We start from the raw sequence: 26,055 nt of genomic DNA on the forward strand, positions 1-26,055 counted from the left end.
CGCAATGACCAGCCAAACCTTGGTATTTTCCCTTGATGCACAGTCATTGGAGAGGATTGAGCAGAAGTTCCAGGAGAAGGTACGTTTTGCAGAGACCCGCAAATCGGAATTGTTTCATATTTTTCAGCAGGAGCTAACACAAGAAGAGACATGGGCATTGAAGTATGTCTATGCCTATATGCCGGTAAACGACATGGCTGATTATAACGGGGACTTGTTCTTGAGCCATGTGCGCCAGGCTTTGGACACCCGCAAACGTGTACCTTGGGGGGAATGTGTTCCTGATCATCTGTTCCTTCATTTTGTACTGCCCTATCGCATAAATACGGAAAATATTGAAGATTTCCGCGGTTTGATATATGACGAATTAGCCGAGCGGACAGCGAAGTTATCCATGGCGGATGCCATTCTGGAGACCAATTACTGGTGTCATGAGAAAGCGACCTATATTGGCAGCGATTTGCGCACGATATCACCGCTGACGATGATCCGGAATGCTCGTGGTCGATGCGGCGAAGAATCCACGCTGGCGGTGGCCGCTCTTCGCAGTATCGGTATACCTGCCCGTCAGGTCTACACACCACGCTGGGCTCACTGTGACAGTAACCATGCTTGGGTAGAAGCCTGGGCAAATGGTCAATGGTATTACATCGGGGCATGCGAGCCGGAAGCCCGTCTGAACCAAGGGTGGTTCAGCCCGCCAGCCCGCAGGGCCATGCTGATTAATACGAGGATCTATGCCGACTATCCCGGACCGGAGGATATTACGCTCTCCGAGAAGGGATTTACGGAAATTAATTTACTTGAGAACTATGCGCCCACACGTAACATCTATGTGAAGGTGAAAAATGGACAGGGAGAGCCCGTACCCGGCGCGAGTGTCCGTTTTGAGCTGTACAATACGGCTGAATTCTATCCGATTGCCGAGATTAGGACGGATGCACAAGGGGAAGCGATCTTTAAGACTGGCTGTGGTGACCTTTTGATTCGTGCGGTCAGCGGCGGCAAGTGGAGTGAGATCCTATTCAAGGCTCAGGAAAACAATGCTATAGAGCTAGTGCTGGACTCATCAGAGCAGCCCACAGGGATTGTAGATTTCGATATGGTTCCTCCTCCGGAAAGGGAGGGAGAGGTCATGGTTGCATTACCGGAAGAGAAAATTGAGATTCATAATCGTCGTCTGGAGGAAGGAGCGCAGACCCGGAGCGAGTATGAGGACACGTTCCTGAGTGAGGAGGAAGCTGTCTCGCTGGCTAAAAAGGTTGGACTGCCCTCGGTACGTGTATGGGATGTTCTCCGCAAGGCACGGGGGAACAGCCGGGAAATTGCAGCTTTTCTAGAGGAACGTTCCAATCCATACGGTGAGTGGCCGCTCCGGTTGCTCGAGTCTATGAATGAAAAAGATTTAATTGATACCTTTTGTCAGACGCTGGACGATCATCTGATCGGTGCACTCTCGCAGCAAGGATCATGGGCGGAAGATACGTTCGTGAGATACATCCTATGTCCGCGGATCTCCTATGAGTTGCTGGTCCCTTATCGAGGTGTATTCCAGAATGCCTTTTCGGCAGAGGAGGTAGTGACGTTTAGGGAAAATCCTGCGACGCTTGCCCGAATGCTGGAACAGGAATACGAATACTATGAAGATCTTTCTAATCTAAAAGGTAAAGGGAATCCGATCGGGACATTTAGTCTGAAGAAGGGGGACTCTCAGTCACTGGATATTTTGTTTGTGGCTGTATGTCGCAGTTTGGGTATTCCGGCCCGATTACATCCCAGCGCACAGAAACCACAGTATCTAAGTGACAGAGGCTGGGAGGATGCAGTGTTTAGTCTCACCTCACCTCAAACTCTGAAGAGCACAAGCTGGGGAATGCTCCAACTTCATAGGGATATAAAAGCTCCACACGATACACCTGAAGCATCTTATTTCGAGAACTTTACGTTTGCCCGTCTGGAAGATGGCGTCTACAAGACATTGATTTATCCTTATGGCAGTACGGGTGTCTATAGTGAGCCATATGAGGTTGAGGCAGGAGCTTATCGTTTAACGACAGGCGTTCGTCTGAAAGATGGAACGGCAAAAGTACGATTCGTTTACTTTACCGTGAACGCCGGAGATACCGCTGAGGTTGTCTTGTCTTATCGCGAGACTGAGGTTGAGATTCCTGTACTGGGTAAACTGGCACCAGGAAGTATACTGACCCGTCTGGATGGTTCAGAGGTAGAACTGGAGGAACTTCTGGGATCGGAAGGTGCCATTGCTGCCTGGATTGAACCGGAGCGGGAACCGACCAAACATCTGATTCGTGAACTGTGCGAGCTGGCAAAGCCGCTGGATAAGCTTGGTATACCAATCGTGCTCATGATCGGAGATATGGAATGGAACGCTGCCTTTAGTCCTGTTGGTTATCCGAATCTTCCTGTGCGCACGGTTTTTGTACGAGATTCCAGTTATGCTTCCTTGTCCGGCTTCATTTCGAAGCCTGCAACTCACGAAGCGGGTTATCCACATCTGTTCGTGCTGGATACTCAGCATCAAGTTCGTTATTCGGCTTCCGGGTACAAGATTGGTACCGGGAAGGAAGCCTTGCAGATTGCTGCTGCGATATCTCAATCATCGAACGGATCGGAGTGAAGAGGGTGACGAAATATATTGCTGCGGGTTATGCCGTTGATTCGGTTCTTCCCGATATGACACATGAAGACCTGTCGAAGTTAACACATCTGAACGTAGCCTTCGGACATGTCAAAAATGATGCAATCACCACCGAGCATTTAAAAAACGGCCATGTGATCCGGAACATCAAGCGGGAGCATCCGAATCTTATGGTGCTGCTATCTGTTGGCGGATGGAGCGCTGGCGGTTTCTCAGAGGCCGCCTCAACTCAAGTGGGGAGGGACACCATGGCCGCATCGGCAGTCCGGGTGTTGGAGGAATACCCTTTTGACGGGATTGATCTGGACTGGGAGTATCCTTGTTATGGTGAAGCTGGTATCGCATCCAGTCCTGATGATAAACGGAATTTCACCTTGCTACTCAAGACAATTCGGGAGTCACTGGATGCCAAGGGAGCCGAGGATAGCCGTCATTATCTGCTCACCATTGCGGCAGGGGCTGATCAATACTACGTTGATGGTACAGAGATGGCTGAGGTGCAGCAGTACCTGGACTATGTTCAGTTGATGACCTATGATATGCGCGGCGGTTTTCAGGTTCTGACCGGACACCATACGAATCTGTACACGCCAACAGGAGATCTGTTTCGAATTAGTACGGATGCTTCCGTGAACCTGTTTGTTCGCGCTGGTGTCCCGAAGGAGAAAATTGTGATCGGAGCTGCGTTCTATTCCCGGATCTGGAATGAGGTTCCTGACCGAAACCACGGGCTCCATCAAATGGCTGGTAGCACAGGCGGCTACGGTCCGTCATTTGCCGAGCTGGAAGCGAAGTACATCAACAAGAATGGATACATCCGTTATTGGGATGAGGAAGCCTGTGCACCGTTTTTGTTTAATGGGTCCAGCCTCATATCTTATGACGATGAAGAATCGATCCAATGCAAATGTGATTACGTAAAGGATCAAGGTCTGGCCGGGATCATGTTCTGGGAGTACGGCTGTGATCCAACTCACCGTTTGCTGGGTGCAGTGCATCAAGGGCTGAAGGATCTTCCGGCTGGGAAAATCGGATAAGGCCGCCGGCCGCGACGAATCAGATTATGTCTACGGACTAAAAACATACGAAGGGGCCGTCCTATACGTCATGCTCATGACGTATAGGACGGCCCCTTGTTTGCGATATTTTGGTCTAATGAATCTGGCACATGTTAGACGATATCATCATTTATCCAATACATTCCTCGTCATCATCATCAGGGGAATCGGCGGAGCCGTTGGGACGGTGCATTTTACGGTATTGCCCTGGGGTATAACCCGTTTCTTTTTTGAATTTGCGGATGAAGTTTGGTGTATCCAGGTAACCGACACGCGTGATGATATCTTTTAACGGATCGGTAGTATGAAGCAGTAGTCGAATGACCTCATCCATCCGTTTCTGCCAGATATATTGGGTAAAGTTCATGCCGATCTTTTCTTTGAAAGAACGACTGAAATAGGATGAAGAGATCGTGAATTTCGATGAAATCGTACCTAAACTGAGATCATAATCAGAGAAATTGGCATCGATATAAGCCACGATTTCATCCATAAGAGAGCTTTCTTCCGTCTCGCTCTTCGCCTCGACATGGGCGCAGATTTCGGCGGCAAGGCCTGTCAGTTTTTTCTCCAAATCCTCCAACGAGTCGTAGGAAGTGATCCTTGGAAGTTGATCAACCACATGATGGATTCCAAGCTCCGAAGCGGTTTTGAGCATTGTATTCAGAATATCAAAGCAGATGCAACGCAACAGCGGTACAGATGGCATTTCGGATTTCAGGGTATTCAACGCAGTTGATACCATCTGAACTGCCACATCATAGCTGCCTTGTTTTAAGCTCTGAACCAGCTTCAACAATACATCCTTAGGGACCCAGAAGGAAGAATCCTGTACACCGGAACCGGAAAGGTTGTTAAAGTATGTACTGCTGCCCTGTCCATGCAGCATCGATGCTTCCAGAGCGGTCGAGGCCTCGATGTAGGACTGATTCAGCTGTTTCGGATAAGTGTACCGATTGCCTATCCCGATTGCGGGCGCGACCCCGGTGTGTTCTGTCACCATCCATTGCAGTTTTTCAACGATAGGCTCCATACGGGTATTCAGGCTAACTTCATGCCCGATTTCGGCATCGAATCCCACGATAAGGGCCAATTGGTCTGCCTGTGGCAGCTCTACGCCGTAAGCATATGCAGACAACTCCGGCAGCTCCACATCGTTCATCAGCTGTATGACAGTAGGTTGCTCGGGGTTATCACCGATAGGAAAAGCATGCATTTCCCAGCCCATGATCATGACAAAATAATGGGATCGGTTAAAGCGTATGCCAAGCTTATCCGTAAACTCAGAGGGGAAATCTCCGGTGTGACCATGCTTCAGCAACATGAGCAAAATGTGATTGCGAGCATAGGGCTCCTGAAGATCTACGCGCTGACTATAATCATGCAGTGTTTTCTTAATCCATTCCAGCTCGTTGGTGGTGGAGGATGGATCAGGATCATTTTTCAACCGAATGAACTCCATTAAGTCTGAAATCGGATGGTACTGTCTTCGGGCCAACATAATGGCGAGGAACGTGCCCATCACCACCATGAAGGAGAAAACGAGAACAACAAAGGTGCGAATATGAACGATTCGGCTAAAAAATTGGTTGCTGGGCATAGCGGTCACATAAGTCCAACCCGCATCCGATTTAACGGATACAACCGAATGTGGTTCTTGATTTAAGGAGATGCTGTGCGTCCCGGGTTCAAGGGCAAACAGAGCGTTGACTTCCTGTTCAGATATGATTTCTCCCTTGTAATTGGCTGCCAGTACTTGCCCGAAATTATCGAAGATATAAGTCATCCCGTGATAGTCGCTGAGGATGGAATCAATTAGGCCCGTCAGATTGGACTCGTGAATCAGGTACATGACGGTTCCATGGGCAGGAGTATTGTTAGGTGCAATCGGTACAAGGTATGCCAGCATGGAATTGGGTATTCTGGTTCCTTGGACGACCTGCTCCGCTGGACGTATTGTGGGGGACTGTACGTTATTCAAATCCCGGATCATGTCTGTTTTGTTCCACGTAGTAAATTTGTAGCGGCCAGTGAATACATCCAGGTTCTCAGAACCTTGAGAAGAATAGATGTTATCATCTCCGCGGAAGAACAGGAATAACTCATCGATAATGGAACTGGTGGCTTTGTATTTGACCAATGCGCCGATGGATTCCCGGCTATAGTACGGATGGTGGGTCCAATACCGCGTTAACTGCTCATCGTACGCGATGCGAAAAGCGATGTCTTGTAATTCCTTCATGCGATCATCGATGACGGTTTTGGCTTGAGTGAGCTGATTGACATTGGTCTGTTCAATCTCTGAACGGAGCGTGTTCACAGCGTTGTGATAAATAATGATGGTTAAAATAACAAGAGGGATAAGGAAAATGGAGATATAGGATAGTGTGTACTTAAGCAGAAGCTTGGACTTGAAGTGATTCCATTTCATATCTGCAACCTCCCGTTTTCTTTCGTGCTGCAGCGATAGCGCTCTCATATGGGCAGTGAAGTTATTGCCAAGATGGGAGCTGCTGGGGTGTTCCTTCTAAAAATACTAGGAGAACTTCTCTAATAAAGCAATGGTTCTTTTATAAATTCCAGTGCAATCCGTAAGAAAGATATAGCTATAGCAAAATCCCCTCAAAGTTCACTCATTTCCTTATGCTACCACACAAGGCTTTTCAAAGAGTATCTACTTTAAGGGGATGATTTTAGCTGATCATATATTATATTTTCTATTACTGAATATAGGAGTTAAAACGATTATTCGTCCAGAGGTTCATAGTCAAACCAATCGTAACTTGCAGGCGTACACTCCCCCGATGGAGCATAAGCGTACATGGCGATCATCACACCTGTGAAACCACTTGCCACTTCGGTAGATAACAGATGTGTTTCTCCTGAACCCACTTCGATGGCATCGGATGAACCTTGCTGGTAGAGGAACGTGAAGTGATTACGGTCAGCCTTGATTTGTAATACAACCGGCCCCTTGTCACAGTTAAGCGCCTGTTCGGTTCGCAGAGAGCCGACGGTTCGCCGCAATACGATTTTCTTCTGCCCATCGACCTGTGTTACAGCCAAATCGTAATGATATTTATCATTCATAAATAAGGTTATTCCAGCTTCCTCACCGTTCGCATTTGGCTCATAACGCAGCTCGGTTGCCATATTGCATAAGAAATGGCTCAATCGACGCCCGACAAAGGCTGGATTTTGTCCATCATCGAGTGAAACCGAATGACCACGAAGGATGAGCTGCCCGGGATTTTCAGTGAGCGTCCAACTACCCGGAGCCGGATTACGTAAGAAGATCCAGTTCATGCCTAATGATGGCTCGTCAAAATCATCCCGAATAGCCTGGGGCGACCAAGGGTGCTCAGCCAGCAAAGGCCCAGTCATCTCCTGCTCAATATGTCCGTCCACGCCGATCATCGGCCAACCGGTATCCGTCCAAGTGACAGGTGCCAGGAACGTTTCACGTCCCAAATGGTGCCGCATGGGGTAACCTGCTGGACGGATTCCAAGAGATACGGCCCACCAGCTTCCATCCTGGATTTGGACAAGGTCTGCATGACCGGTTGCATGAATGCTGGATTTCATGCTCCGATTGGACAGAATCGGATTATGTGGACACGGATCAAATGGTCCGTATGGCTCTGTGCTCCGAGCAATGGTCTCCATATGACCATACTCGGTTCCACCTTCGGCGATCATCAGATAGTAGAGGCCATTTATTTTATACATGTGGGGAGCTTCGGGTGCTGCTCCTCCGGTTCCAGTCCAGATCAATCGGCTATCGGTTAGTCTGGCTCCGGTCGTGATGTCTATCTCGCACTGATAGATGCCCTCACCTTCATCGCCGTTACAGGCCGTTTGAAAATACACATGTCCATCTTCATCGAAGAGAAAAGAGGGATCAATGCCGCCCTGATCAACAAAAATCGGAGCAGACCATGGTCCCTCGGGTTTGATACTACGTACATAAAAATTTCCGCCGCCGCTGACATTGGTTGTTGTCATATAGAACCAGCCATCATGGTGCCGGAGTGTTGGGGCAAAAATGCCGCCAGAGCTACCTGCGTTCGCTAGAGGGAGTTGCTCAGTTGTTGTGAGGACATGGCCGATCTGTTGCCAGTTCACAAGGTCTTTACTGTGGAAGATGGGCACACCAGGGAAATATTCAAAGGTACTGGTTACCAGATAATAGTCTTCATCTACACGGCAGATACTTGGATCTGGATAAAACCCCGGAATGACCGGATTGGTATATTTCATCATTTATGCTCCTATTCATTGTGAGAGTTTAGTATGAATCTGGACACATTGAAAATCCCTGTTACAAGGCGAATTATAACGCTTATAAGTATATGGAACCTTGATTTTTCGGTCCTGGAATAGCATGATATAGACATTCAACCCAACATGGTTTGCGGAGGGGAATGCTTTTGAGTAATGCATATTTGAGATGGTTTACTTCAGATCATCAACAATTTCCGTTTTTTATTCAGTACGGTGGACATGTTGAGGACATGGAGCTTCATAATCATATGGATTTTACGGAACTTGTGATTGTCCTGAATGGTCATGCAACTCATGTGGTGAACACCGAAGAATTTTTTATCAAAAAAGGAAACGCGTTTGTGATTAATGGCGACACTCATCATGCGTATAAAGACCCTCATGATTTTAGGATCTGTAACATTATGTTCAGTCCCGAGATGCTTGCTTCGGCTGGGCCCGATCTGAGAAAATCTAACGGCTTCCAGGCGCTGTTTGTTTTGGAACCGTTTTATCGTAATATTCACTCCTTTCCGAGTAAATTGGCGTTATCCATTTCCAGTCTGGAGTATGTAGAATCACTGATATCGTTCATGATTGAGGAGTATCAGAGTAAACAGCAAGGGTATCAGACGATGTTGATCTCACGTCTTACGGAGATGGTTGTTTATTTGTCGAGGCAGTATGATACACAGGAAAAAGGGATCGAAGGTAATAATCTGATGCATCTGGCAAATGCCATTTCATTTATTGAAGATCATTATCTTGAGCCGCTGTCGCTAGAGGATATTGCGGGGAAGTCGAATATCTCAATAAGGCATCTGAACCGGATTTTCCGATCCTATTATCAGATGACCCCGATCTCTTATCTGCAAAAGTTGCGTCTGGAGAAGGCGTGTCATTTGTTGAAAAACGGGAATATGTCCATCACGGAAATATCGTATGAATGTGGATTTAACGACAGTAATTATTTCACCCGCCAGTTTAAGAAAGCCTTTGGCAAGTCTCCCAAAACATACAGGCAGACTCATTAATACATGACTGAATAAAAAAACAAAATAGGGCCTCCTCATAGGGAGGTCCTGTCTGCTGTCTCAGGGAAAAGGGGGAATTCAATAGTCCAAAAGCCGTCCGTTGTCATGCCACTGACCGTACATTTTATTCTCCTTTGTGTTGGTTATGAACTTATCCAATCTGCTCTGGAATAATGCTGGCTGTTTCTTGACACTTTGGATCGTATCGATCCGAACGTTTTGGTACAGGGTAGGAAAGGACATGAAATTTGCATAAACCTGATGGTCTTCTTTCAGCCTTTGTTCGATCACACCATCAATTATGAAAGCAGTCGGCTCCATAACAGGAAGAACCTGTCTACCCTCGTCATGCATGAAGCCCAACTTTTCAAGACGACGGACACGTTCCTTGTTCAATTCAGTCCATGAGCTGCGTTTACTTCTAGGAGATAATCTCTGTGCTAATTGAGTCTCGGATATTTTCTTTTTGACTCCATCGATCCAGCCAAAGCACAGCGACTCCTCAACCACGTCCAAATACAGCAGGGTATTTGGCACGGGTTTTATGCTTATCATTACCCAGCAAGATTTCTCGACTTTTCCATGCGTCTGCAACCAATTTCTCAATTCATCCCTCGACGTCACGGGGATACAATGTACATTTTCCATCCGATTATCAACTATACTTGAGCCGGTTCCTGATACCAGAAGAGTGAATAGTCATTCATGATGGAGTCATGCCCCAATTGACGCAGCATGGTAGAAACATTGCCTCGATGATAGGTTCCGTGGTTAACCACATGGATGACGATGTCCGATAAGCTGGTTTCGCGAACTCCTGCAAATGGATTATCGAGTAGAATAGTTTGCTCCAGATCAGCTTGTCCTCGTAACCACTCACTGTATTGTGCCGACAGGTCGGTAAAACATTGGATGTACTCATCCACAGAATCGTGAATTTCACTATTGAGTGGTATGCATGCTTGCAGTGCCTCGGGCATACCAGTGCCATTCAATACCTCGTACCACATTTTATCTACTGCGTAGATATGGCTGAGTGCGTGAGCAATGGTTGGAAATGAACTGTTCACTTCCTGACTCAGTACAGAAGAGGGCAGTTCCTTGATTCTGCCCAGGATGGTTTGGTTGGCCCATGTGTGGTAGTTATACATTTGTTCCGGATGATTCATTGATGATCGTCTCCTTTAATTTGGCTATAGATTGGGTTAACTTACTGAGATGATTATAAAAAAAGAAGTATGACAACAGCGTGTCATACTTCTTCATAGAGCTTAAGTGCGTTTCGAAGTTGTTCTTTCAGGATGTCTCTTAATTCAATCGGTTCAAGCACCTCGGCGCCACTGCCCAAACTAAGTAGAAAGGACCATAACCACTTGGCTTGTAACGGTTGATGAACCTGGATACGCATCGTCATACTTCCATCCTCGTGAAATTGCTTATCTGCCTGTTGAAAATGATCCATGGCTTCCGCGAGCGCTTCCGGGTTCACCCGAAATACCACATCACTTACCTGATCTTGCCATGACGGATCTGACACAACCGTCTCTTGGGGAAGCTCAAGGTGGGGTTGGAAGTGTTCCGATGTCAGTTGCACGTTCATCATCCGGGACAGTCGGAACTCGCGATAATCCTGCCGTGTCTGGCAAAATCCATATACATACCAATTACGATATTTAAAATGGAGTCTTACCGGTTCCAGATGGCGGGGTGTATGTTCATTCTTTGTATTGATGTAGTCAAAACGGACAACCTGATGATCCGTAATACCTTTACGCAGATGAGGAAGGGCATCCGGTTCTGTTCGGCGAGTCTCCAGATCCACCGATAGACTTGAGGTTTGATGCTCCGGTCCAATCGTTTGCAGACGTTCAATCGTGCCTTGTGCACGTTCATCTTCGAATACTGTGGATAGACTACTCAGGACCGTGATCAGGGAATCCACATCATAAGAACCGAGCAAGCTTTTATCCATCTTGTATCCGTCCATCATGCCGTAGCCGCCTTTGAGTCCCTGATGGGAGACGACCGGGAAGCCGGCGGCACAGATCACATCAATATCCCGATAGATCGTTCTTGGGGACACCTGAAACTCTTCCGCCAAGGTGGAAGCAGACAATACTTCGTGGTTCAGCAGTTTGTATATGATTGAGATTAATCGCTCCAATTTCAAAAGGTATCCCCGCCCGTTATTCCATTTTGTCATTACAGGCCATTATTATATCACGCCGGGGTAAACAACATGGAGGATTACAGAGGGTCTATAGGAGTCATACCATCCAGTATGTTTTGTTCCAACATGATTGGACAAGTTCTTCGGTGTGATGAAACAAAAAAAGAGTGCTGGATAGCACTCTTTCGAAGACACATGATTGTCGTTGTGTTGAACAGTTACGTTAGCAGATCGGTCGAACTTCATATCGAGTGAATAGTCAGAGCCGGCTCTACTCTTCTTGCACGTTATAGAGAACCCGAGCGAGCAGATTCTGTCCATAGTTACCAAAGTTTTTACCAAAGATCGTTAAGCCCCGTTTGTTCAAAGGTTCGTCCGTAACCGCAATGCGGAAGTGAATATCGCTTTTGTAATCCAGCCCAATCTGGTCCAACGTCACATCCGAGATGCGGCATCCGTCGATATAGCTGCCTTCCTGTGTAATCCGGATCAGCTTCAGCATGCCGTACTGATTCAAGTGCGGAGGCCACCATTCCGGATTAAAGGTACCGCGTGTATTGCCAAAATCCCCCGGACTTGTCCAGCAGCCAATCTCAATCCCATTGACATAGAAGTAAATATCCGAAGGGTAATTGTCACAAAAGCCAGGGGCCTCTGATCCCAGTTCCATCGACAACTGAATTTCGCTAAAGGACTGATTAGGTTTGAGATAGTTTGGAATCCGATACTCGAGATAACCTTCAGCCAGCCAGATCATCTCCGCATCAATTCGCAGTGGATCAGCAAAGTACCGCGGATCATCGAACTCTCCAACAATGCTGTCCCGGGTAGCGAGACCACATGTAGGTGCAGCCTGATAATCGCTGTAATGACCGACCTGAATTTCCACCTCATAACGATTGTTAATCTCTTGTGAACGCAGATCAACCATCAATTTTTCCTCATTGAGATAACATATCTTCTGAATTCCATGTTTGCCAACGGCGGTGTTGATCTCGATCAATCCGCTCTCTTCAAGCTTCTTGATATGCATCGTGATAGCGCCATTGCTCAGTCCAAGCTTGGTTGCAAGATCATTGAGATTAAGACTTTGGTTCTTGGCCAGCAGCTCGATGATCTGAATCCGGATTTCCGAACTGAGCGCTTTGAAGATATTCACACCCGACATCAGATCTTTAATATAAATCATAGGTGGATTTCCTTTCCCCGTTCTGAACAAAGTCTTCGACACAGACATTTGCACATTTATATGTTTTATTTCAGATAATTATAAATCATTCCCTCATGGAAGGGAAGGGTGGAGAAATAGAAGCCAAAACCCTTGTATATAGCGCAAATACGAAAATATAATCTATATTTTGTCCACTATTCCGGTTAAAATAAGTGTTAATCAGTTCACATATATTTGAAATATACCATTGAAATGTAATGTAACCGCTTTTATAATCCTATTATACCTAAATTGATTCAATACTTCATGAACCTAATTAACCATTTGAACAGGAAAGGTGGAGTTTGGTTTGGAAAAGTTAAGCAATGTGAAGAGGTTTAAGTGGAAACGGTTGGCGTTACCGGCATTACTTGTGATGGTATTACTGCTGGCAGGTCAGTCAAAAGCTTTGGCGGCATTCTGGAATCTGACCGGAGATACCGCTGTTCATGATCCGTCGATTATCAAAGAGGGCAGTTCATGGTACACCTTTTCAACCGGCCCGGGCATTCAAGTATTGAAATCCGATAATGGATCGTCCTGGTATCGTGTTCCACAAATCTTCTTAAGTAAGCCATCCTGGTGGGCTTCTGCCGTTCCGGGACAAAGCGGATTGGATGTATGGGCACCGGATGTAGAGCAGTATAACGGAAAAGTATGGCTCTATTATTCGATCTCCACCTTTGGCTCCAATCGGTCTGCGATTGGTCTTGCTTCTGCGAACAGCATTGGAGCAGGGCAGTGGAAGGACGAAGGATTGGTGCTTCAAACCACGACCGCCAATAATTATAATGCCATTGATCCGAATCTGGTCATTGATGCTTCAGGTAATCCATGGCTGGCCTTTGGTTCTTTCTGGAGCGGTCTGAAGATTGTCAAGCTGGACAAAAATACGATGAAACCAACGGGAAGTATAACTTCTATTGCTGCGCGTCCGAATAACGGAGGTGCTATTGAAGGACCAAGTATCGTATATCGTGGCGGTTATTACTACCTGTTTGCTTCCATTGATTCTTGCTGCCAAGGGGTGAACAGTACCTACAAAATGGTCTATGGACGTTCGACCAGTATAACAGGCCCTTATGTGGACAAAAACGGAGTTAATATGCTGAATGGTGGCGGAACGATATTGGATACAGGCAATGTGAAATGGAAAGGTCCAGGTGGTCAGGACGTTTACAACGGTAATGTCATCGCAAGACATGCCTATGATGCAGAGGATAATGGCAATCCAAAATTGCTGATTAATGACTTGCTTTGGGACTCGAATGGCTGGCCGAAATACTGATTTATTTTATATAAATATAAAATGTTTTATAAAAGTATTGACTAAAGTGATCTGGATTTGATAAATTTAACAACAGAAATCTTATTTCATCCAATTGAATACGGTTACAAGTCCAGATCAGGAGGGGTTCAGATGGTAAAGAAAAAGAGTTGGGTCACATTTATGCTTCTTATGCTGGTAAGTGCACTGGTACTTGCGGGGTGCGGAGGAGGCAGCGGTGCAAGTGGGGACAAGGAGTTAACATTTATGTTCCGCGGCGGTACAGACGAGCAGAAAGCATACCAAGCGGTGGTCAAGAAATTCGAAGAGGATCATCCGGGTGTGAAAGTCAAAATTATCGTAACGGCTGCGGATCAATATGCAACCAAGCTCAGAGCGGCAATTACAGGCAACAGCTTGCCTGACGTATTTTATATCAATCCGGGCGACGTGAAAGCGTATGTGAACAGCAATGTGCTGATGAACCTCACTTCGTATATTGAAAACAATCCGGATGTTGATCTCGATAATATCTGGAAATACGGCGTGGACCTGTATCGTTATGATGGAAAAATGGCAGGACAGGGCGATATCTACGGTATGCCGAAGGATCTGGGGCCATTTGCACTGGGCTACAACAAAACGTTGTTTGAAAAAGAGGGCATCCCACTCCCTGACAAGGATAAACCATACACATGGGAAGAGTTCATCAAGGTGAACCAGCAAGCGACCAAGGATACCAATGGAGATGGTAAACCGGATGTATACGGTACTGGATTCAACGTACAGTGGGCACTGCAATCCTTTGTATGGAGCAACGGTGGAGATTGGTTGGATGAGACCAAAACAAAAGTAACGATTGATGATCCAAAATTCGCTGAAGCACTGCAATTCTTCGCGGATATGCAGAACGTATACAAAATTACACCTTCCATTGAGGAAGCGCAAACATTGGATACGTATCAACGCTGGATGAAAGGTGAAATGGCTTTCTTCCCTGTAGGCCCATGGGATATGAGTACATTTGAGAAATTGCCTTTCGATTATGATTTGCTGCCATTCCCTGCGGGATCAACTGGCAAATCGGCAACGTGGATCGGATCTCTGGGAATCGGAGTATCCGCGAAAACGAAACATCCAGAAGAAGCAGCAGCATTGGTGAACTACCTTACGGCTTCGAAGGAAGGCATGCAGCAACTGGTAGATGCCAAGGTACAAATTCCGAACTTGCTTGATATGGCAGACGAGTGGGCCAAAGATACATCCACGAAACCAGCCAACAAACAGGAATTCATTGATATTGTTGAAGATTACGGCCGGGCTCTGCCAGGTAACTACACGTACAATGCGGAATGGTATGACCTGTTCTTCACGGACATCCAGCCGGTATTGGATGGCAAGATTACAGCCGCAGACTATGTGAAGCAGCAACAACCGAAAATGCAAAAACTGCTCGACAAAGCGGTTGAACAAGAAAAGAAATCTCAGAAATAGTAGATAGGAAAGGGTGATGCCGGCAGCCTGCAATCATGCTGCTGGCATCATTCGTATTGGAAGTTATTGGATTCCATACGGGCATGTGGCATTCGTTGATCGACAAGGTTCAATCGAAGAATGCCACATGCTGATACTAGAAACAGGGGTGAACGCCGTGATTACGAAATCGAGTTTGTATCGCAAAGAGATGCTGTACGGATATCTGTTTATTTTACCTCCGATTCTTGGATTGCTGATCTTTGTCATGTTCCCGTTCCTCTACTCCCTTTATGGTTCCTTTACGGATTGGGACGGACTGGGACAGATGAACTTTATCGGTTTGGCCAACTTCAAGGATTTACTCACGGATGACCTCTTCTACAAAGCGATGTTTAATACATTCTTCCTAATGCTTGGTATTCCGATTGGATTGTTACTCGCATTGTTGCTGGCAATGGGTCTGAATCGTAAAATTCCCGGCACAACGACATTCCGTGTGATCTATTACATTCCAGTTATTTCTTCCCTCGCTGCGGTGTCCATCATGTGGAACTGGGCGTACAACGGGGATTACGGTCTGGTGAACCAGTTCCTTGACCTGTTTGGAATTAAAGGGCCTAACTGGCTCGCGAACAAAGACACGGTCAAACCGGCTCTGATTATTATGACGGTGTGGAAGGGTCTTGGATACACGATGTTATTGTACTTGGCGGCACTGCAAAGTGTATCACGTACATACTATGAAGCGGCTGAGCTGGATGGAGCGAACGGGTTCCAAATCTTCCGCAATATCACCTGGCCTATGGTGAAGCCGGTTACCTTTTTCCTCATTGTTACAAATATCATTGGTGGTTCCCAAATCTTCACCGAGATGAACATTATGACACCTACGGGCGGTCCTGAATATTCTTCGGCATCAATCGTTTTCTACATCTGGCAGAAAGCCTTCAGTAACTTGCAGATGGGTTATGCCTCAGCGATGGCCATGATTCTTGGTATTTTCATTTTTGTCATTACCCTGGTGCAATTCAAAATGAACGAAAAATCAGCCTATGATGGGGATTGATTGTCAAGGAAAGGAGTGAACCGGAGATGTCTTACAGTCAAAAGAGGAAATTAACAAACTCGATCATTTTTATCGTACTCGCGATTGGTGCGATTGCGATGATTGCACCACTGATCTGGATGTTGTCCACGTCATTGAAGGAGAAGCAGGATGTGTTCGCGCTTCCGCCTGTATGGATACCTGAAGTATTCCAATTTGGAAAGTATAAAGAAATCTGGGAAGCCGGTCCCCTACTCAGCGGGATCAAAAACAGCCTCATCGTTGCGGTGAGTGTAACGGTGGTGGGTACGTTTACGTCCAGTATCGCAGCCTTTGCTTTTGCCAAATTAAGATTCCCGCACAAAAATAAACTGTTTCTTGCGTTGCTGGCATCCATGATGATTCCTTATCCAACAGTCATGATTCCGCAATTCATCATGTTTGCCAAGCTGGGCTGGGTGGATACGCTGTTACCACTGATTGTTCCTGGCCTGTTCGGTAACGTAATCATGATCTTCTTCCTGCGCCAATACCTGCTTAGTGTGCCTGATGCGATTATTGAGGCGGCCAAAATTGATGGAAGTTCCTACTTCCGGCTGTACTCCAGTATTACGTTTCCGCTCATCAAACCGGCGATTGCTGCACAGCTGATTCTCTGGTTCATGGGCATCTGGAACGATTATCTGGCACCGATTATTTATCTGAATTCACCGGAGAAGCAGACGTTACAGCTCGTTATAGCAAACTTTAATGCCACGTATGCGATCCAGACGGATTATCCGCTTATTATGGCGGCGTCGATTGTGGCTCTGTTACCTGTATTAATCATCTTCCTGATCTTCCAGAAACAGATTATTGAATCGGTTGCCATTTCGGGAGTGAAGGGATGAACCAGCGGAAGAAATTCCGACGGTGGTCGAATTCAGGAAAAGGAGTGGTTGCTTCCATGTTGTTATTGATGGTTGTTGGAGCTACGGGTTGTTCCGGAGAAGGAGAAACGGTGTCCCGTCCCGTCTTTCCTGAAGCTCCTCAAGATACTCAGTTGTATGACACTTCCATTTTGGACGATGAATCACGCTGGACGGTGAACAATGCGCATGATCCGGCCATTATCAAAACAGACCAAGGATACTACGTCTATTCCACAGACGTTCGTGTAGCAGGAGAAGCGAAACCCGGTGTCATGGTACGTAAATCAGATGATCTGATCCACTGGACATGGGTAGGTCAGGCTCTGCCCGGGATTCCGCAAGAAGCGCTGGACTGGACAGGTGCGGTCAATCTGTGGGCACCGGATGTGATTCAGGCTGGTGATACCTATCGGATGTATTATTCGGCTTCTTCTTTTGGCAGTACCCAGTCGGCGATTGGTCTTCAGACATCCTCATCTCCCGAAGGTCCTTGGACAGATGAAGGACTGGTTGTGAAAACTTCTGCGAATGAACAGGACAAATTAAATGCCATTGATGCCAATCCCATTGTGGATGCCGAGGGTAATTCGTGGATGGTATACGGTTCATTCTTTGACGGAATCTACATTGCGCCACTTGATCCCGACACCGGGAAATTCAAGGACGAAGGTTACGGTACTCGCATTGCCGCTCGGGATCGTGCTACGGAAGAAGGTGCAGTCGAAGGTCCATACATTGTGTATAACCCGGAGTTCAAAAAGTATTATCTGTTCGTCTCCTATGATTCTTTATTCGAGGACTATAACGTGCGGGTTGCGCGTGCTGATTCAATCACAGGACCGTACACGGATATGAACGGCATGAACATGCTGGATACGGAGCATCTGCCGCAATATGAGATCGGCACCAAAATTCTCGGCGGTTATCGCTTCACAGAAGGCGAGGGCTGGGTTGCGCCTGGACATAACTCCGTTCTGAGGGACGGAGACGATTATTACATCGTGCATCATGCACGGGGTGAGACGGATAAAAACTGGCCCTATCTGCATGTACGCAAAATGTTATGGACCAAGGACGGCTGGCCTGTCGTTTCACCTGAACGTTACGCCGGTGAGACTACACAGGATATTCCGAAGTCCATGATTGTCGGGGAGTGGGAGGGTATGGCGCTTGATCCGTCCGTGGATGGGCAGATTCAAGCCGTGCCTTATACCCTAACAAGCAAGGGTAAAATTAAAAGCGAAAAAGGTTCAGGAACCTGGACATTTGATGGTAAACAAACACTGACGTTGAAGTGGAAAGAAAGCCCATGGGGCGGAGCCTCCACGGAAGAGCTGAAGCTGCTCCCGTCTTGGGACTGGGAGCGAAGCCAGCCCGCGCTGGTGGTGACAGGCCTCAATGACCACGGCGTGGCGGTCTGGGGCAAGCAGATCAGCGCAGCGGAGGAGTAAGGGGTTGAGCAGCGAGGTAAGAGCGAGCTGCCGCTCCGAGGGTGCACAAGCAGTGAGGGGGAGGAAGGAGTCGCAGGAGTGAGTTTGTCCTCCGATTTCAACCGCCAAGAGCGGTGGAAAAAGAAATCGGAGGACAAGAGAGCACCAAGGCCCTACGGCCCCCGAACGTCCGCTGTGCATGACAAAGCTGGCCAATAGCTCTGCGGCCAGTCCAGCATTACATGGGGAGAGTTGACCCTGCGAAGCGGTCAACCCCATAAGACCGAGCCAACAAAAAAAGGCTCGAAGTGAGGTTGTAACCCAGCGAGCGCGGTGAGAGCGAGCTGCTGCTCCGATGGTGCGCAAGCAGTGAGGGGGAGGAAGGAGCCGCAGGAGCGAGTTTGGCATCCGATTTCAACCGCTAGGAGCGGTGGGAAAAAGAAATCGGAGGACAAGAGAGCACCAAGGCCCTACCGCCCCCGAACGTCCGCTGTGCATGACAAAGCTGGCCAATAGCTCTGCGGCCAGTCCAGTATTACATGGGGAGAGTTGACCCTGCGAAGCGGTCAACCCCATAAGACCGAGCCAACAAAAAAGGCTCGAAGTGAGGTTGTAACCCAGCGAGCGCGGTAAGAGCGAGCTACCGCTTCGATGGTGCACAAGCAGTGAGGGGGAGGAAGGAGCCGCAGGAGCGAGTTTGGCATCCGATTTCAACCGCAGAGAGCGGTAGTAAAAGAAATCGGAGGACAAGAGAGCACCAAGGCCCTGCCACCCCCGAACGTCCGCTGTGCACCACCCCAAAAGGGTTTTTGCTTTTTCGCAATTGGGTTACATCCCCAAACTTCGAGCTAAACAACATTTGAAAGGGGAGCATTCCCATGACTGATTCCATTACATTTACTAATCCTATCCTGGAGCAACGTGCTGATCCGTGGGTGTACCGTCATACAGACGGTTACTATTATTTCTCCGCTTCCGTACCAGCCTTTGACCGGATCGAAATCCGGCGAACAGAGACGTTGGAAGAGTTAAGAGATGCTGAGCCGGTAACGGCTTGGATCAAGCGTGACACAGGGCCGATGAGTGCCAACATCTGGGCACCGGAGATTCATTTTATCGATGGAAAATGGTACATACATTACGCTGCGGCTCACACCAGTGAGACCAACGAAGGTCTGTTCGATCACCGTATGTATGTCCTGGAGAACGATTCCGCGAATCCACTCGAAGGAGAGTGGGTAGAAAAGGGACAGATACACACACGGTGGGAATCATTCGCGCTGGATGCAACAACCTTTGAACATAAGGGGATTCGCTATCTGGTCTGGGCGCAGAAAGATCCTGATATTGTGGGCAACTCCAATCTGTACATTGCCGAAATGGAAAACCCATGGACGCTACGCGGCGAACAGGTTATGATCTCTACGCCTGAGTACGATTGGGAAATCATCGGCTTTAAGGTGAATGAAGGCCCAGCCGTGATGCATCGGAATGGGCGGTTGTTTATCGGCTACTCGGCAAGCGCGACCGATTACAATTATTGCATGGGTCTGCTCACCGCAGATGAAAATGCCGATTTGCTTGATCCGGCCAGCTGGGTGAAATCACCCGAGCCGGTATTCCAGACTTGTGAAGCGAACGGCCAATACGGCCCGGGTCATAATAGCTTTACGGTGTCGCCGGATGGCAAGACCGATATTCTGATTTATCATGCGCGTAATTACAAAGACATCGAGGGTGATCCCTTGTATGATCCGAACCGTCACGCCCGTGCTCAAGTGATTCATTGGCGTGAAGATGGCACACCTGATTTCGGTGTTCCTGTTCCAGATGGCAGCGCAGTAGCTGAAGCAAAATAAGAGGTAATGAAACCTTAAATACGAGAGTCCTTAGTTAGCGAGTGATGCTGATTAAGGGCTCTTCTGTATGTGAACGATAAGATAGAGCGGCCTGAACATATGAGTCCTGGACACAAAACAAAGCAACCACAACGATCATTTCTGCGTATGAGAAAGATACAGATTACGATGCAGAACCTACTAGGAGGATCACAGATGGATTCACGCGAGACATTGGACAAGGAACTTGAACAGATTTTGAAATGGGAGAAACAACAGAAAGACTTGTTTATTTGGGATAAAATCGGGCGTTTGCCTTTTGCGATGTTGGATAAAGTGATGCCTAAAGCGCTGAAACAGAAGATCGGAGATTCCCTGAACGACGTGGGTCAGTATGTGCAGAATGGAGGCAAGTTCCTCGTACAGAAGAAAAAAGTAGCCAAGCTGCTGCAAGAGGAAGCCGAGAAGTCCGGTTATTCCATGATGGACACGACCTATCGTCTGGAGCAGGAAGCTGAAGCAGAGGGAGCAGCCAAGATTCATAGTGTAGAAAATCTGCCACTTCAGGTGCTGGACCAGGTGGCCGATAACATCACAGAGAGTCGAACCAAGTTTGCCGCGGCTCAGGGAGCAGCTACAGGTTTTGGTGGCATTGTAACCATTGCAGCAGATATTCCGATGGTGATGGGGCTTTCCTTGAAGGTACTGCAAGAGATGGCTCTATGTTATGGTTATGATCCAGATGAACCGCTGGAGCGTATCTTTATTGTCAAATGTCTGCAATTCTCTTCCGCCGATATTGTAGGCAAGAAAGCGATCATTGAAGAACTCGCAGCTTACGACGATCCGGACAAGCCCATTGAGGTGGTATCGCAGATGCAGGGCTGGCGCGAAGTGTTTAACTCCTACAGTGAATCTTTTGGCTGGAAGAAGCTGTTCCAACTCGTGCCGATTGCAGGCATGGTGTTTGGTTCGGTGAGCAACAAAAATACAATTCGAGATGTAGCTGAAGCAGGCAAAATGTTGTACAAAAAACGGCTGATCCTTCAGCGTTTGAAGTAATATTACAGAAGAAGTTATATTATATAAATTGAACTAAACATTAACACAAAACGGAGAGGACAGAAAGGACCTGAAGAAGCGGAGCGTTCGCCTTTATCCCCGGATTTCCCCTTTATAAAAGGAATCAAAAAAATCTGGGGATAACAGCGATCGGAAGGTTGTTCTGTCATCGGAGTGTGCAGTGTAAATATTCTTTAGTTCAATTTATATAGAGTAGAATATTTATATTGAAAGAGTTGAATTTGATATGTTAAACAAACAGGGTTTCTATGATCTTTTAGATCGAAATAATATCGTTTACGAAAGTATTGAACATCCCGCAGTATACACGATGGAGGAAATATTCTCTTATCAGATTCCACATACAGAATGTATCGTTAAAAATCTGTTTCTGCGTGATGACAAGAAGCACAACTATTATCTGGTGACGATTGCTGGAACGAAGTCCGTTGATTTGAGAAGTTTAAGCGAAAAGATACCTAGCCGCAAATTAAGTTTTGCCAGTGAAAAGGATTTGTTGGAATTCCTCGGATTGGAAAAGGGCCATGTAAATCCAATGGGAGTGTTTAATAACATACAGAAAAACGTGACCGTAGTTTTTGACAAGGATTTAGTTGGTCAGAAAATTGGAATTCATCCCATGGAAAATACGGCGACGGTATTTCTTGAATTTGAAGATGTGAAGGAACTAATTACAGCTCAAGGTAGCAACGTTGTCATGTGTGACGTTGAATAATACCTTTGAAGCTAAATACGAGAAAAACAAATATAACAAAAAGGTTCCTGCCGTTCTGTATATACAGAGATGGCGGGAACCTTTTTCTTGCGATTCAAACATTTTATTTAGTCTGCAGATGTAGGTTACTCTTCACTACCGTTTTCTTTCGCCCAGATATTGAGTAATTTATCGGATGGAAGCAGGAATGTGAAAATCCCGAGCAGTGGCAGGAAGCTGCACATCTGCATTACCGGTGATACGCCGAAGACGTCAATCCAGTTGCCCAGCACGAGTGCGCCCAGGCCGCCCATACCAAATGCCAGACCAGTAATTAGACCGGAAACCGTTCCGATTTTGCCTGGAATCAGCATTTGTGCGTATACAACCGTAACCGAGAAGCTGGATAACATGATAAAACCAATAATGGTTAGCAGTACACCTGTCCAGAACAGATTCGCATAGGGCAGCAACAGAGCCAGTGGAGCAGCTCCAGCCATGGACAGGAAGATCAGATTACGTTTGCCGAATCGATCTGCCAGTGGGCCTCCGAAGAACGTACCAAGCGCCCCGGCAGCCAGGAACAGGAAGATATAGATTTGCGCGTCCTCTGTGGACAATCCAAAAGTATCTTTCAGATTAAACGCATAGAAGCTGCCGATGGAAGCGATATACCAGGAACGAACAAAGACGAGCAAGATCAATAGCGTAATGGCGGCAGTAATCTTTTTGCGCAAAGCAGGATTGGGTGCACGACGAGCAGCAGCCTGTCTACGCAGATATCCTCCCGATTGCAGCATACGTCCATACCAACGGGCGATGTAGATCTGAACTGCAATCCCCATGGCAGCAATGCCTGTAAATCCAATGGCACCGAACAGTCCAAACGGGATAAAGATCCAACGTGTAAGCAATGGGGCAAGGGATTGCCCAGCGTTACCACCGACTTGGAAGATGGACTGTGCCAGTCCACGGCGTTGCCCGGCAGCCATGTGTGATACACGCGAACCTTCCGGATGGAAAGCAGCGGAACCCAGACCGACAAAGATAACGGAAATCAGGACAGCCATATAACTGTCAGCGAAGGCCAACAACAACATGCCGGTAAATGTAAAACCCATGCCAATGGGCAGGATAGATGGTGTCGGTTTTTTATCAGCAAACCAGCCTACGACAGGCTGCATAATGGATGCGGTAAAGTTAATAGCAAATGAGATCCATCCGATCTGAGTATACGTGAGATGCATGGAATCTTTTAGAATCGGAAAAATGGCGGGAATAACCGACTGGATCGAATCATTGAAGAGATGAACCAAACTGATGGCAATGAGTATCCGGTAAACGGTGCTTTGGGCATCCGATCCGGGTGGGGCTTTCGAACGCGCTGTGGCGTCCTTGGTTAAAGTGGATTGAGTAGACATGTACAATTCTCCTTTGGTCGCGGTCACGAGGGATCAGCGCCTGATGTTGTAATATATGCGTGTAAGCATATTGTTACATAATAGGATAGATTGATTGGACCGACAAGGGGAACAAGGGAAAACGGTAGTGAGAGAAGACTACTAACTGACCTCTAAGAATTTAAAAATGCAGTAGCTACTATAGATGTTAATCAGGCAACAGCCTGAGAATGTTTTTTTGTAGGCAATTATTAAATAAAGAAAACAGATAACCGAACCATGGAATCCAATCCTTCGTGTAAGCGTATTATACGGTTTCTCAAAGTTATGGAGAGTTGGGTAAATCTGAAACACAGCTACCCCTTTGGAATCTAAAATTCGTACAGCATATGAATCTTAAGTAGCTTATCTGTATGGCCGCTGAAGCCAAAGTTACAGCGTAATGGATTGGTCCATATGTGGACACACATTGTTCCAAAGCAGGAGCAGTCCTTACGATTGAAGATATTGCAGCAGATGCCTTGACTACCAAATACAGTGATGAAGGTAACAACGCAGGTGATTCTAAATTCAGTCTGGGCAAAATAGTAGCGATGGTCAACACGGGGCATGGTGAATTTTCCACAACCAATCCGTAGAACAAATCTCAGTACCCTTAACCATTCTGCTGGGTAGGTAATTCGAATGTTGTGAACACAATGCTCCTAGTGCAAAGTGCGAATGCAGAGAGAGAGACTGGATCCTCGAGTAGTCACACGAATGTGGAAATTATTACTGTTTATTTTTTTGCTTATGTATTTGAGCTTGGAGAGAGCCTCGTTTTGCAGCATGCATGCCCGATTGGATGTAAATGGTGGTTGTGTATTGGCAACGTCTCTGTCGCCAGCTAATCTGAATGACCCGGCCAACTCTGAGCTTAAGCAACCAACTTATGAAGAGGTTGATAACATATAGTTAACTGATGAGTACAGCGACTACGCTGCTAATAGAAGGCATACACGGAACTTTTGATGTTTGGTTTTAAACAAATCGGTCCCATGACAGCTCCAATGAATCTTCAAAAAGGTGCAGAAATATTACTTGAAACGCATCTGCATTAGTTTCTGGTAAAACCAATGTGTTGAGTATCGCGAAAACGGCAACGATCGGTAGCATATTTTATCTTACTTCAAAGGAAGTTATATTATAACATTTGATGAAAGTGTAGGAATTTTTTACTATGAAGGTATCTGGTCTGACAAGCACAATTAAAGTTAGTGTGGTCTACAAAGCAGACAGCATTGTGAACCAAAAGTAACTAAATAATTTAGTAGTGGAATTAACTATATAACACATCAATAAAAAAGAGAAAACACCTACAGAATAGTGTGGATCACCAATCGTGATGATTCTTCATCTATTTCTGGGATGCTTTTTAGGTTTGATGTATTTAAATTTACCTTATATGAATAGTTACAGAGACAAAGGTCTTGAAGATAATTACAATACTTCCTCTTTAATAAATAATTATAGGTAAATAGTACCTTTTATCCTTTTATTGCCCATTTTATTGAATAGTTCGTGTAACATTGTATATGCGCTCGGATTAATATGTGGCGTAAAATAACGGGAAAATCAGGAGGGTTTATGAAAAAATTAGCGGTTACTATTTCTTCTGTAATGTTGCTGTCCACATTATCATCCTTTTCTACAAATATTCATGCCGAAAAAGTTATGGGTTCTCAAGATGAAGGAATTCAATATAATGTTTCAAAAGATGGTGCTAGGCTAGAATATAGTACATCTTATGAAGAAAAAGATACGGGGCTAAATGTGGAACTTAAAATTACTGAAGAGGGTGACATTCGTAAAGTAGAGCATTATGTTGACAATAAGTTTTTTTCTGAAGCGACTTATAATAAAGCTGAAGATCAAGTGGTAACTAAGCTGGCTAATGGTGATGAAATTATACAAAAGGCTAGTGACCTTGTTATGGAATTACCTGAGCATGAAATTCTCTCGGAAGAAAAATCCGAATCTGATTCTGATATGGGAAAAAATGAAATTGATTCTATGACGGAATTTGCTTTAAATGCATCCCCAGGCTATAATTTCGTGAGGACAAAATATAATACAGCTTGGAATCAATATGGTTCAATTTATCAAAAGCAGTCACTTGTGGATACAAAAGTTTACCGATTGAATATATCAGCCGGGACCGTCGTATCTACCATTGCTTCGATTATAGACATTTTTGCAACAAAAGGTAAGGTGACAGCTCTGTTTAGAACATTACTTTATTCGACGTCTGGTGTAATTGTTGATACAATTGTTGGCCAAATGGATGCTAAAAAGCATTTGACACAAGTTGAAGTGTATTCACAAGGATTGCTTGGTTTAAGATCAGAAAGATACATTGTCACTGCGAATATTAACGGTAGAACAGCGCAGATTATTGATACTGGGGACGAAAGAACCTATGATGAGTTAATTGACATTGGCGTATATAATGTGGTACTTCAGAAATTATAAAGGAAT

Annotated in this window: 21 protein-coding genes; 14 read left to right on the top strand and 7 right to left on the bottom strand. The window is 46.1% G+C overall.

The window, feature by feature from the left end; translation table 11 throughout:
- Positions 1-4: 4 nt before the first annotated feature.
- Complete coding sequence (locus MKY66_RS06035; protein ID WP_076214601.1) at positions 5-2,638, top strand: transglutaminase domain-containing protein; 2,634 nt, start codon at positions 5-7, stop codon at positions 2,636-2,638.
- Between the two features lie 5 nt (positions 2,639-2,643).
- Positions 2,644-3,696 (top strand): glycoside hydrolase family 18 protein, encoded by a 1,053-nt coding sequence (locus MKY66_RS06040; protein ID WP_076214604.1) that lies wholly within the window; start codon positions 2,644-2,646, stop codon positions 3,694-3,696.
- Positions 3,697-3,847: 151 nt separating this feature from the next.
- Here MKY66_RS06040 and MKY66_RS06045 read toward each other — a convergent pair whose 3' ends face one another.
- Positions 3,848-6,148: an AraC family transcriptional regulator gene (locus tag MKY66_RS06045; RefSeq protein ID WP_076214606.1), complete on the bottom strand. Its 2,301-nt coding sequence runs from the start codon at positions 6,146-6,148 to the stop codon at positions 3,848-3,850.
- A gap of 314 nt (positions 6,149-6,462) precedes the next feature.
- Positions 6,463-7,977 carry a glycoside hydrolase family 43 protein gene (locus MKY66_RS06050; protein WP_076214609.1) on the bottom strand — a complete coding sequence of 505 codons (1,515 nt, stop codon included), beginning with the start codon at positions 7,975-7,977 and terminating at the stop codon, positions 6,463-6,465.
- Positions 7,978-8,147: 170 nt separating this feature from the next.
- Here MKY66_RS06050 and MKY66_RS06055 point away from each other — a divergent pair, with 170 nt between their 5' ends.
- The gene (locus tag MKY66_RS06055) at positions 8,148-9,014 is read left to right on the top strand and encodes a helix-turn-helix domain-containing protein (RefSeq protein WP_076214612.1); all 867 of its coding nucleotides are present in this window, start codon (positions 8,148-8,150) and stop codon (positions 9,012-9,014) included.
- Positions 9,015-9,092: 78 nt separating this feature from the next.
- Here the strand turns inward: MKY66_RS06055 and MKY66_RS06060 are convergent, their stop codons facing one another.
- The 4 genes from MKY66_RS06060 to MKY66_RS06075 all read right to left on the bottom strand — a co-directional run bounded on the left by MKY66_RS06060 (position 9,093) and on the right by MKY66_RS06075 (position 12,373).
- Positions 9,093-9,662 (bottom strand): YdeI/OmpD-associated family protein, encoded by a 570-nt coding sequence (locus MKY66_RS06060; RefSeq protein ID WP_076214614.1) that lies wholly within the window; start codon positions 9,660-9,662, stop codon positions 9,093-9,095.
- 11 nt (positions 9,663-9,673) lie between these two features.
- Positions 9,674-10,183 (bottom strand): DinB family protein, encoded by a 510-nt coding sequence (locus MKY66_RS06065; protein ID WP_076214617.1) that lies wholly within the window; start codon positions 10,181-10,183, stop codon positions 9,674-9,676.
- Between the two features lie 83 nt (positions 10,184-10,266).
- Positions 10,267-11,184, bottom strand: a complete 918-nt coding sequence (locus tag MKY66_RS06070) for a YafY family protein (RefSeq protein WP_076214619.1) — start codon at positions 11,182-11,184, stop codon at positions 10,267-10,269.
- Positions 11,185-11,455: 271 nt separating this feature from the next.
- Entirely contained in the window at positions 11,456-12,373 is a 918-nt protein-coding gene (locus MKY66_RS06075) for a winged helix-turn-helix transcriptional regulator (protein WP_036668788.1), read from the bottom strand.
- A 397-nt stretch (positions 12,374-12,770) separates the two neighbouring features.
- Here MKY66_RS06075 and MKY66_RS06080 point away from each other — a divergent pair, with 397 nt between their 5' ends.
- The 8 genes from MKY66_RS06080 (at position 12,771) to MKY66_RS06115 (ending at position 22,159) form a co-directional block, all read left to right on the top strand.
- On the top strand, positions 12,771-13,682 hold the full coding sequence (locus MKY66_RS06080; protein WP_053061664.1) for a glycoside hydrolase family 43 protein: 912 nt from the start codon (positions 12,771-12,773) through the stop codon (positions 13,680-13,682).
- A gap of 132 nt (positions 13,683-13,814) precedes the next feature.
- Complete coding sequence (locus tag MKY66_RS06085; RefSeq protein WP_076214622.1) at positions 13,815-15,155, top strand: sugar ABC transporter substrate-binding protein; 1,341 nt, start codon at positions 13,815-13,817, stop codon at positions 15,153-15,155.
- A gap of 157 nt (positions 15,156-15,312) precedes the next feature.
- Positions 15,313-16,203 (top strand): sugar ABC transporter permease, encoded by an 891-nt coding sequence (locus MKY66_RS06090; protein WP_036611613.1) that lies wholly within the window; start codon positions 15,313-15,315, stop codon positions 16,201-16,203.
- Positions 16,204-16,229: 26 nt separating this feature from the next.
- Entirely contained in the window at positions 16,230-17,072 is an 843-nt protein-coding gene (locus tag MKY66_RS06095; protein ID WP_036611483.1) for a carbohydrate ABC transporter permease, read from the top strand.
- A 56-nt stretch (positions 17,073-17,128) separates the two neighbouring features.
- Positions 17,129-18,544 (top strand): arabinan endo-1,5-alpha-L-arabinosidase, encoded by a 1,416-nt coding sequence (locus tag MKY66_RS06100; RefSeq protein WP_076214652.1) that lies wholly within the window; start codon positions 17,129-17,131, stop codon positions 18,542-18,544.
- 857 nt (positions 18,545-19,401) lie between these two features.
- The gene (locus MKY66_RS06105) at positions 19,402-20,382 is read left to right on the top strand and encodes a family 43 glycosylhydrolase (RefSeq protein ID WP_076214625.1); all 981 of its coding nucleotides are present in this window, start codon (positions 19,402-19,404) and stop codon (positions 20,380-20,382) included.
- 195 nt (positions 20,383-20,577) lie between these two features.
- Positions 20,578-21,423, top strand: a complete 846-nt coding sequence (locus MKY66_RS06110; protein WP_083657280.1) for an EcsC family protein — start codon at positions 20,578-20,580, stop codon at positions 21,421-21,423.
- A gap of 247 nt (positions 21,424-21,670) precedes the next feature.
- Positions 21,671-22,159: a prolyl-tRNA synthetase associated domain-containing protein gene (locus MKY66_RS06115; RefSeq protein WP_076209550.1), complete on the top strand. Its 489-nt coding sequence runs from the start codon at positions 21,671-21,673 to the stop codon at positions 22,157-22,159.
- Between the two features lie 125 nt (positions 22,160-22,284).
- On the opposite strand, the gene MKY66_RS06120 is transcribed toward MKY66_RS06115, so the two are convergent.
- Positions 22,285-23,559: an MFS transporter gene (locus tag MKY66_RS06120; RefSeq protein ID WP_036668794.1), complete on the bottom strand. Its 1,275-nt coding sequence runs from the start codon at positions 23,557-23,559 to the stop codon at positions 22,285-22,287.
- A 437-nt stretch (positions 23,560-23,996) separates the two neighbouring features.
- Between MKY66_RS06120 and MKY66_RS06125 the strand changes: the two genes are divergently transcribed.
- The 3 genes from MKY66_RS06125 to MKY66_RS06135 all read left to right on the top strand — a co-directional run bounded on the left by MKY66_RS06125 (position 23,997) and on the right by MKY66_RS06135 (position 26,049).
- Entirely contained in the window at positions 23,997-24,176 is a 180-nt protein-coding gene (locus MKY66_RS06125) for a hypothetical protein (RefSeq protein WP_076209551.1), read from the top strand.
- Positions 24,177-24,330: 154 nt separating this feature from the next.
- Positions 24,331-24,492 carry a hypothetical protein gene (locus MKY66_RS06130; RefSeq protein WP_339807036.1) on the top strand — a complete coding sequence of 54 codons (162 nt, stop codon included), beginning with the start codon at positions 24,331-24,333 and terminating at the stop codon, positions 24,490-24,492.
- A gap of 672 nt (positions 24,493-25,164) precedes the next feature.
- Complete coding sequence (locus MKY66_RS06135; RefSeq protein WP_076209552.1) at positions 25,165-26,049, top strand: hypothetical protein; 885 nt, start codon at positions 25,165-25,167, stop codon at positions 26,047-26,049.
- Positions 26,050-26,055: the final 6 nt, after the last annotated feature.

It is taken from the genome of Paenibacillus sp. FSL R5-0766 (genome assembly GCF_037971845.1).
Lineage (GTDB): Bacteria > Bacillota > Bacilli > Paenibacillales > Paenibacillaceae > Paenibacillus.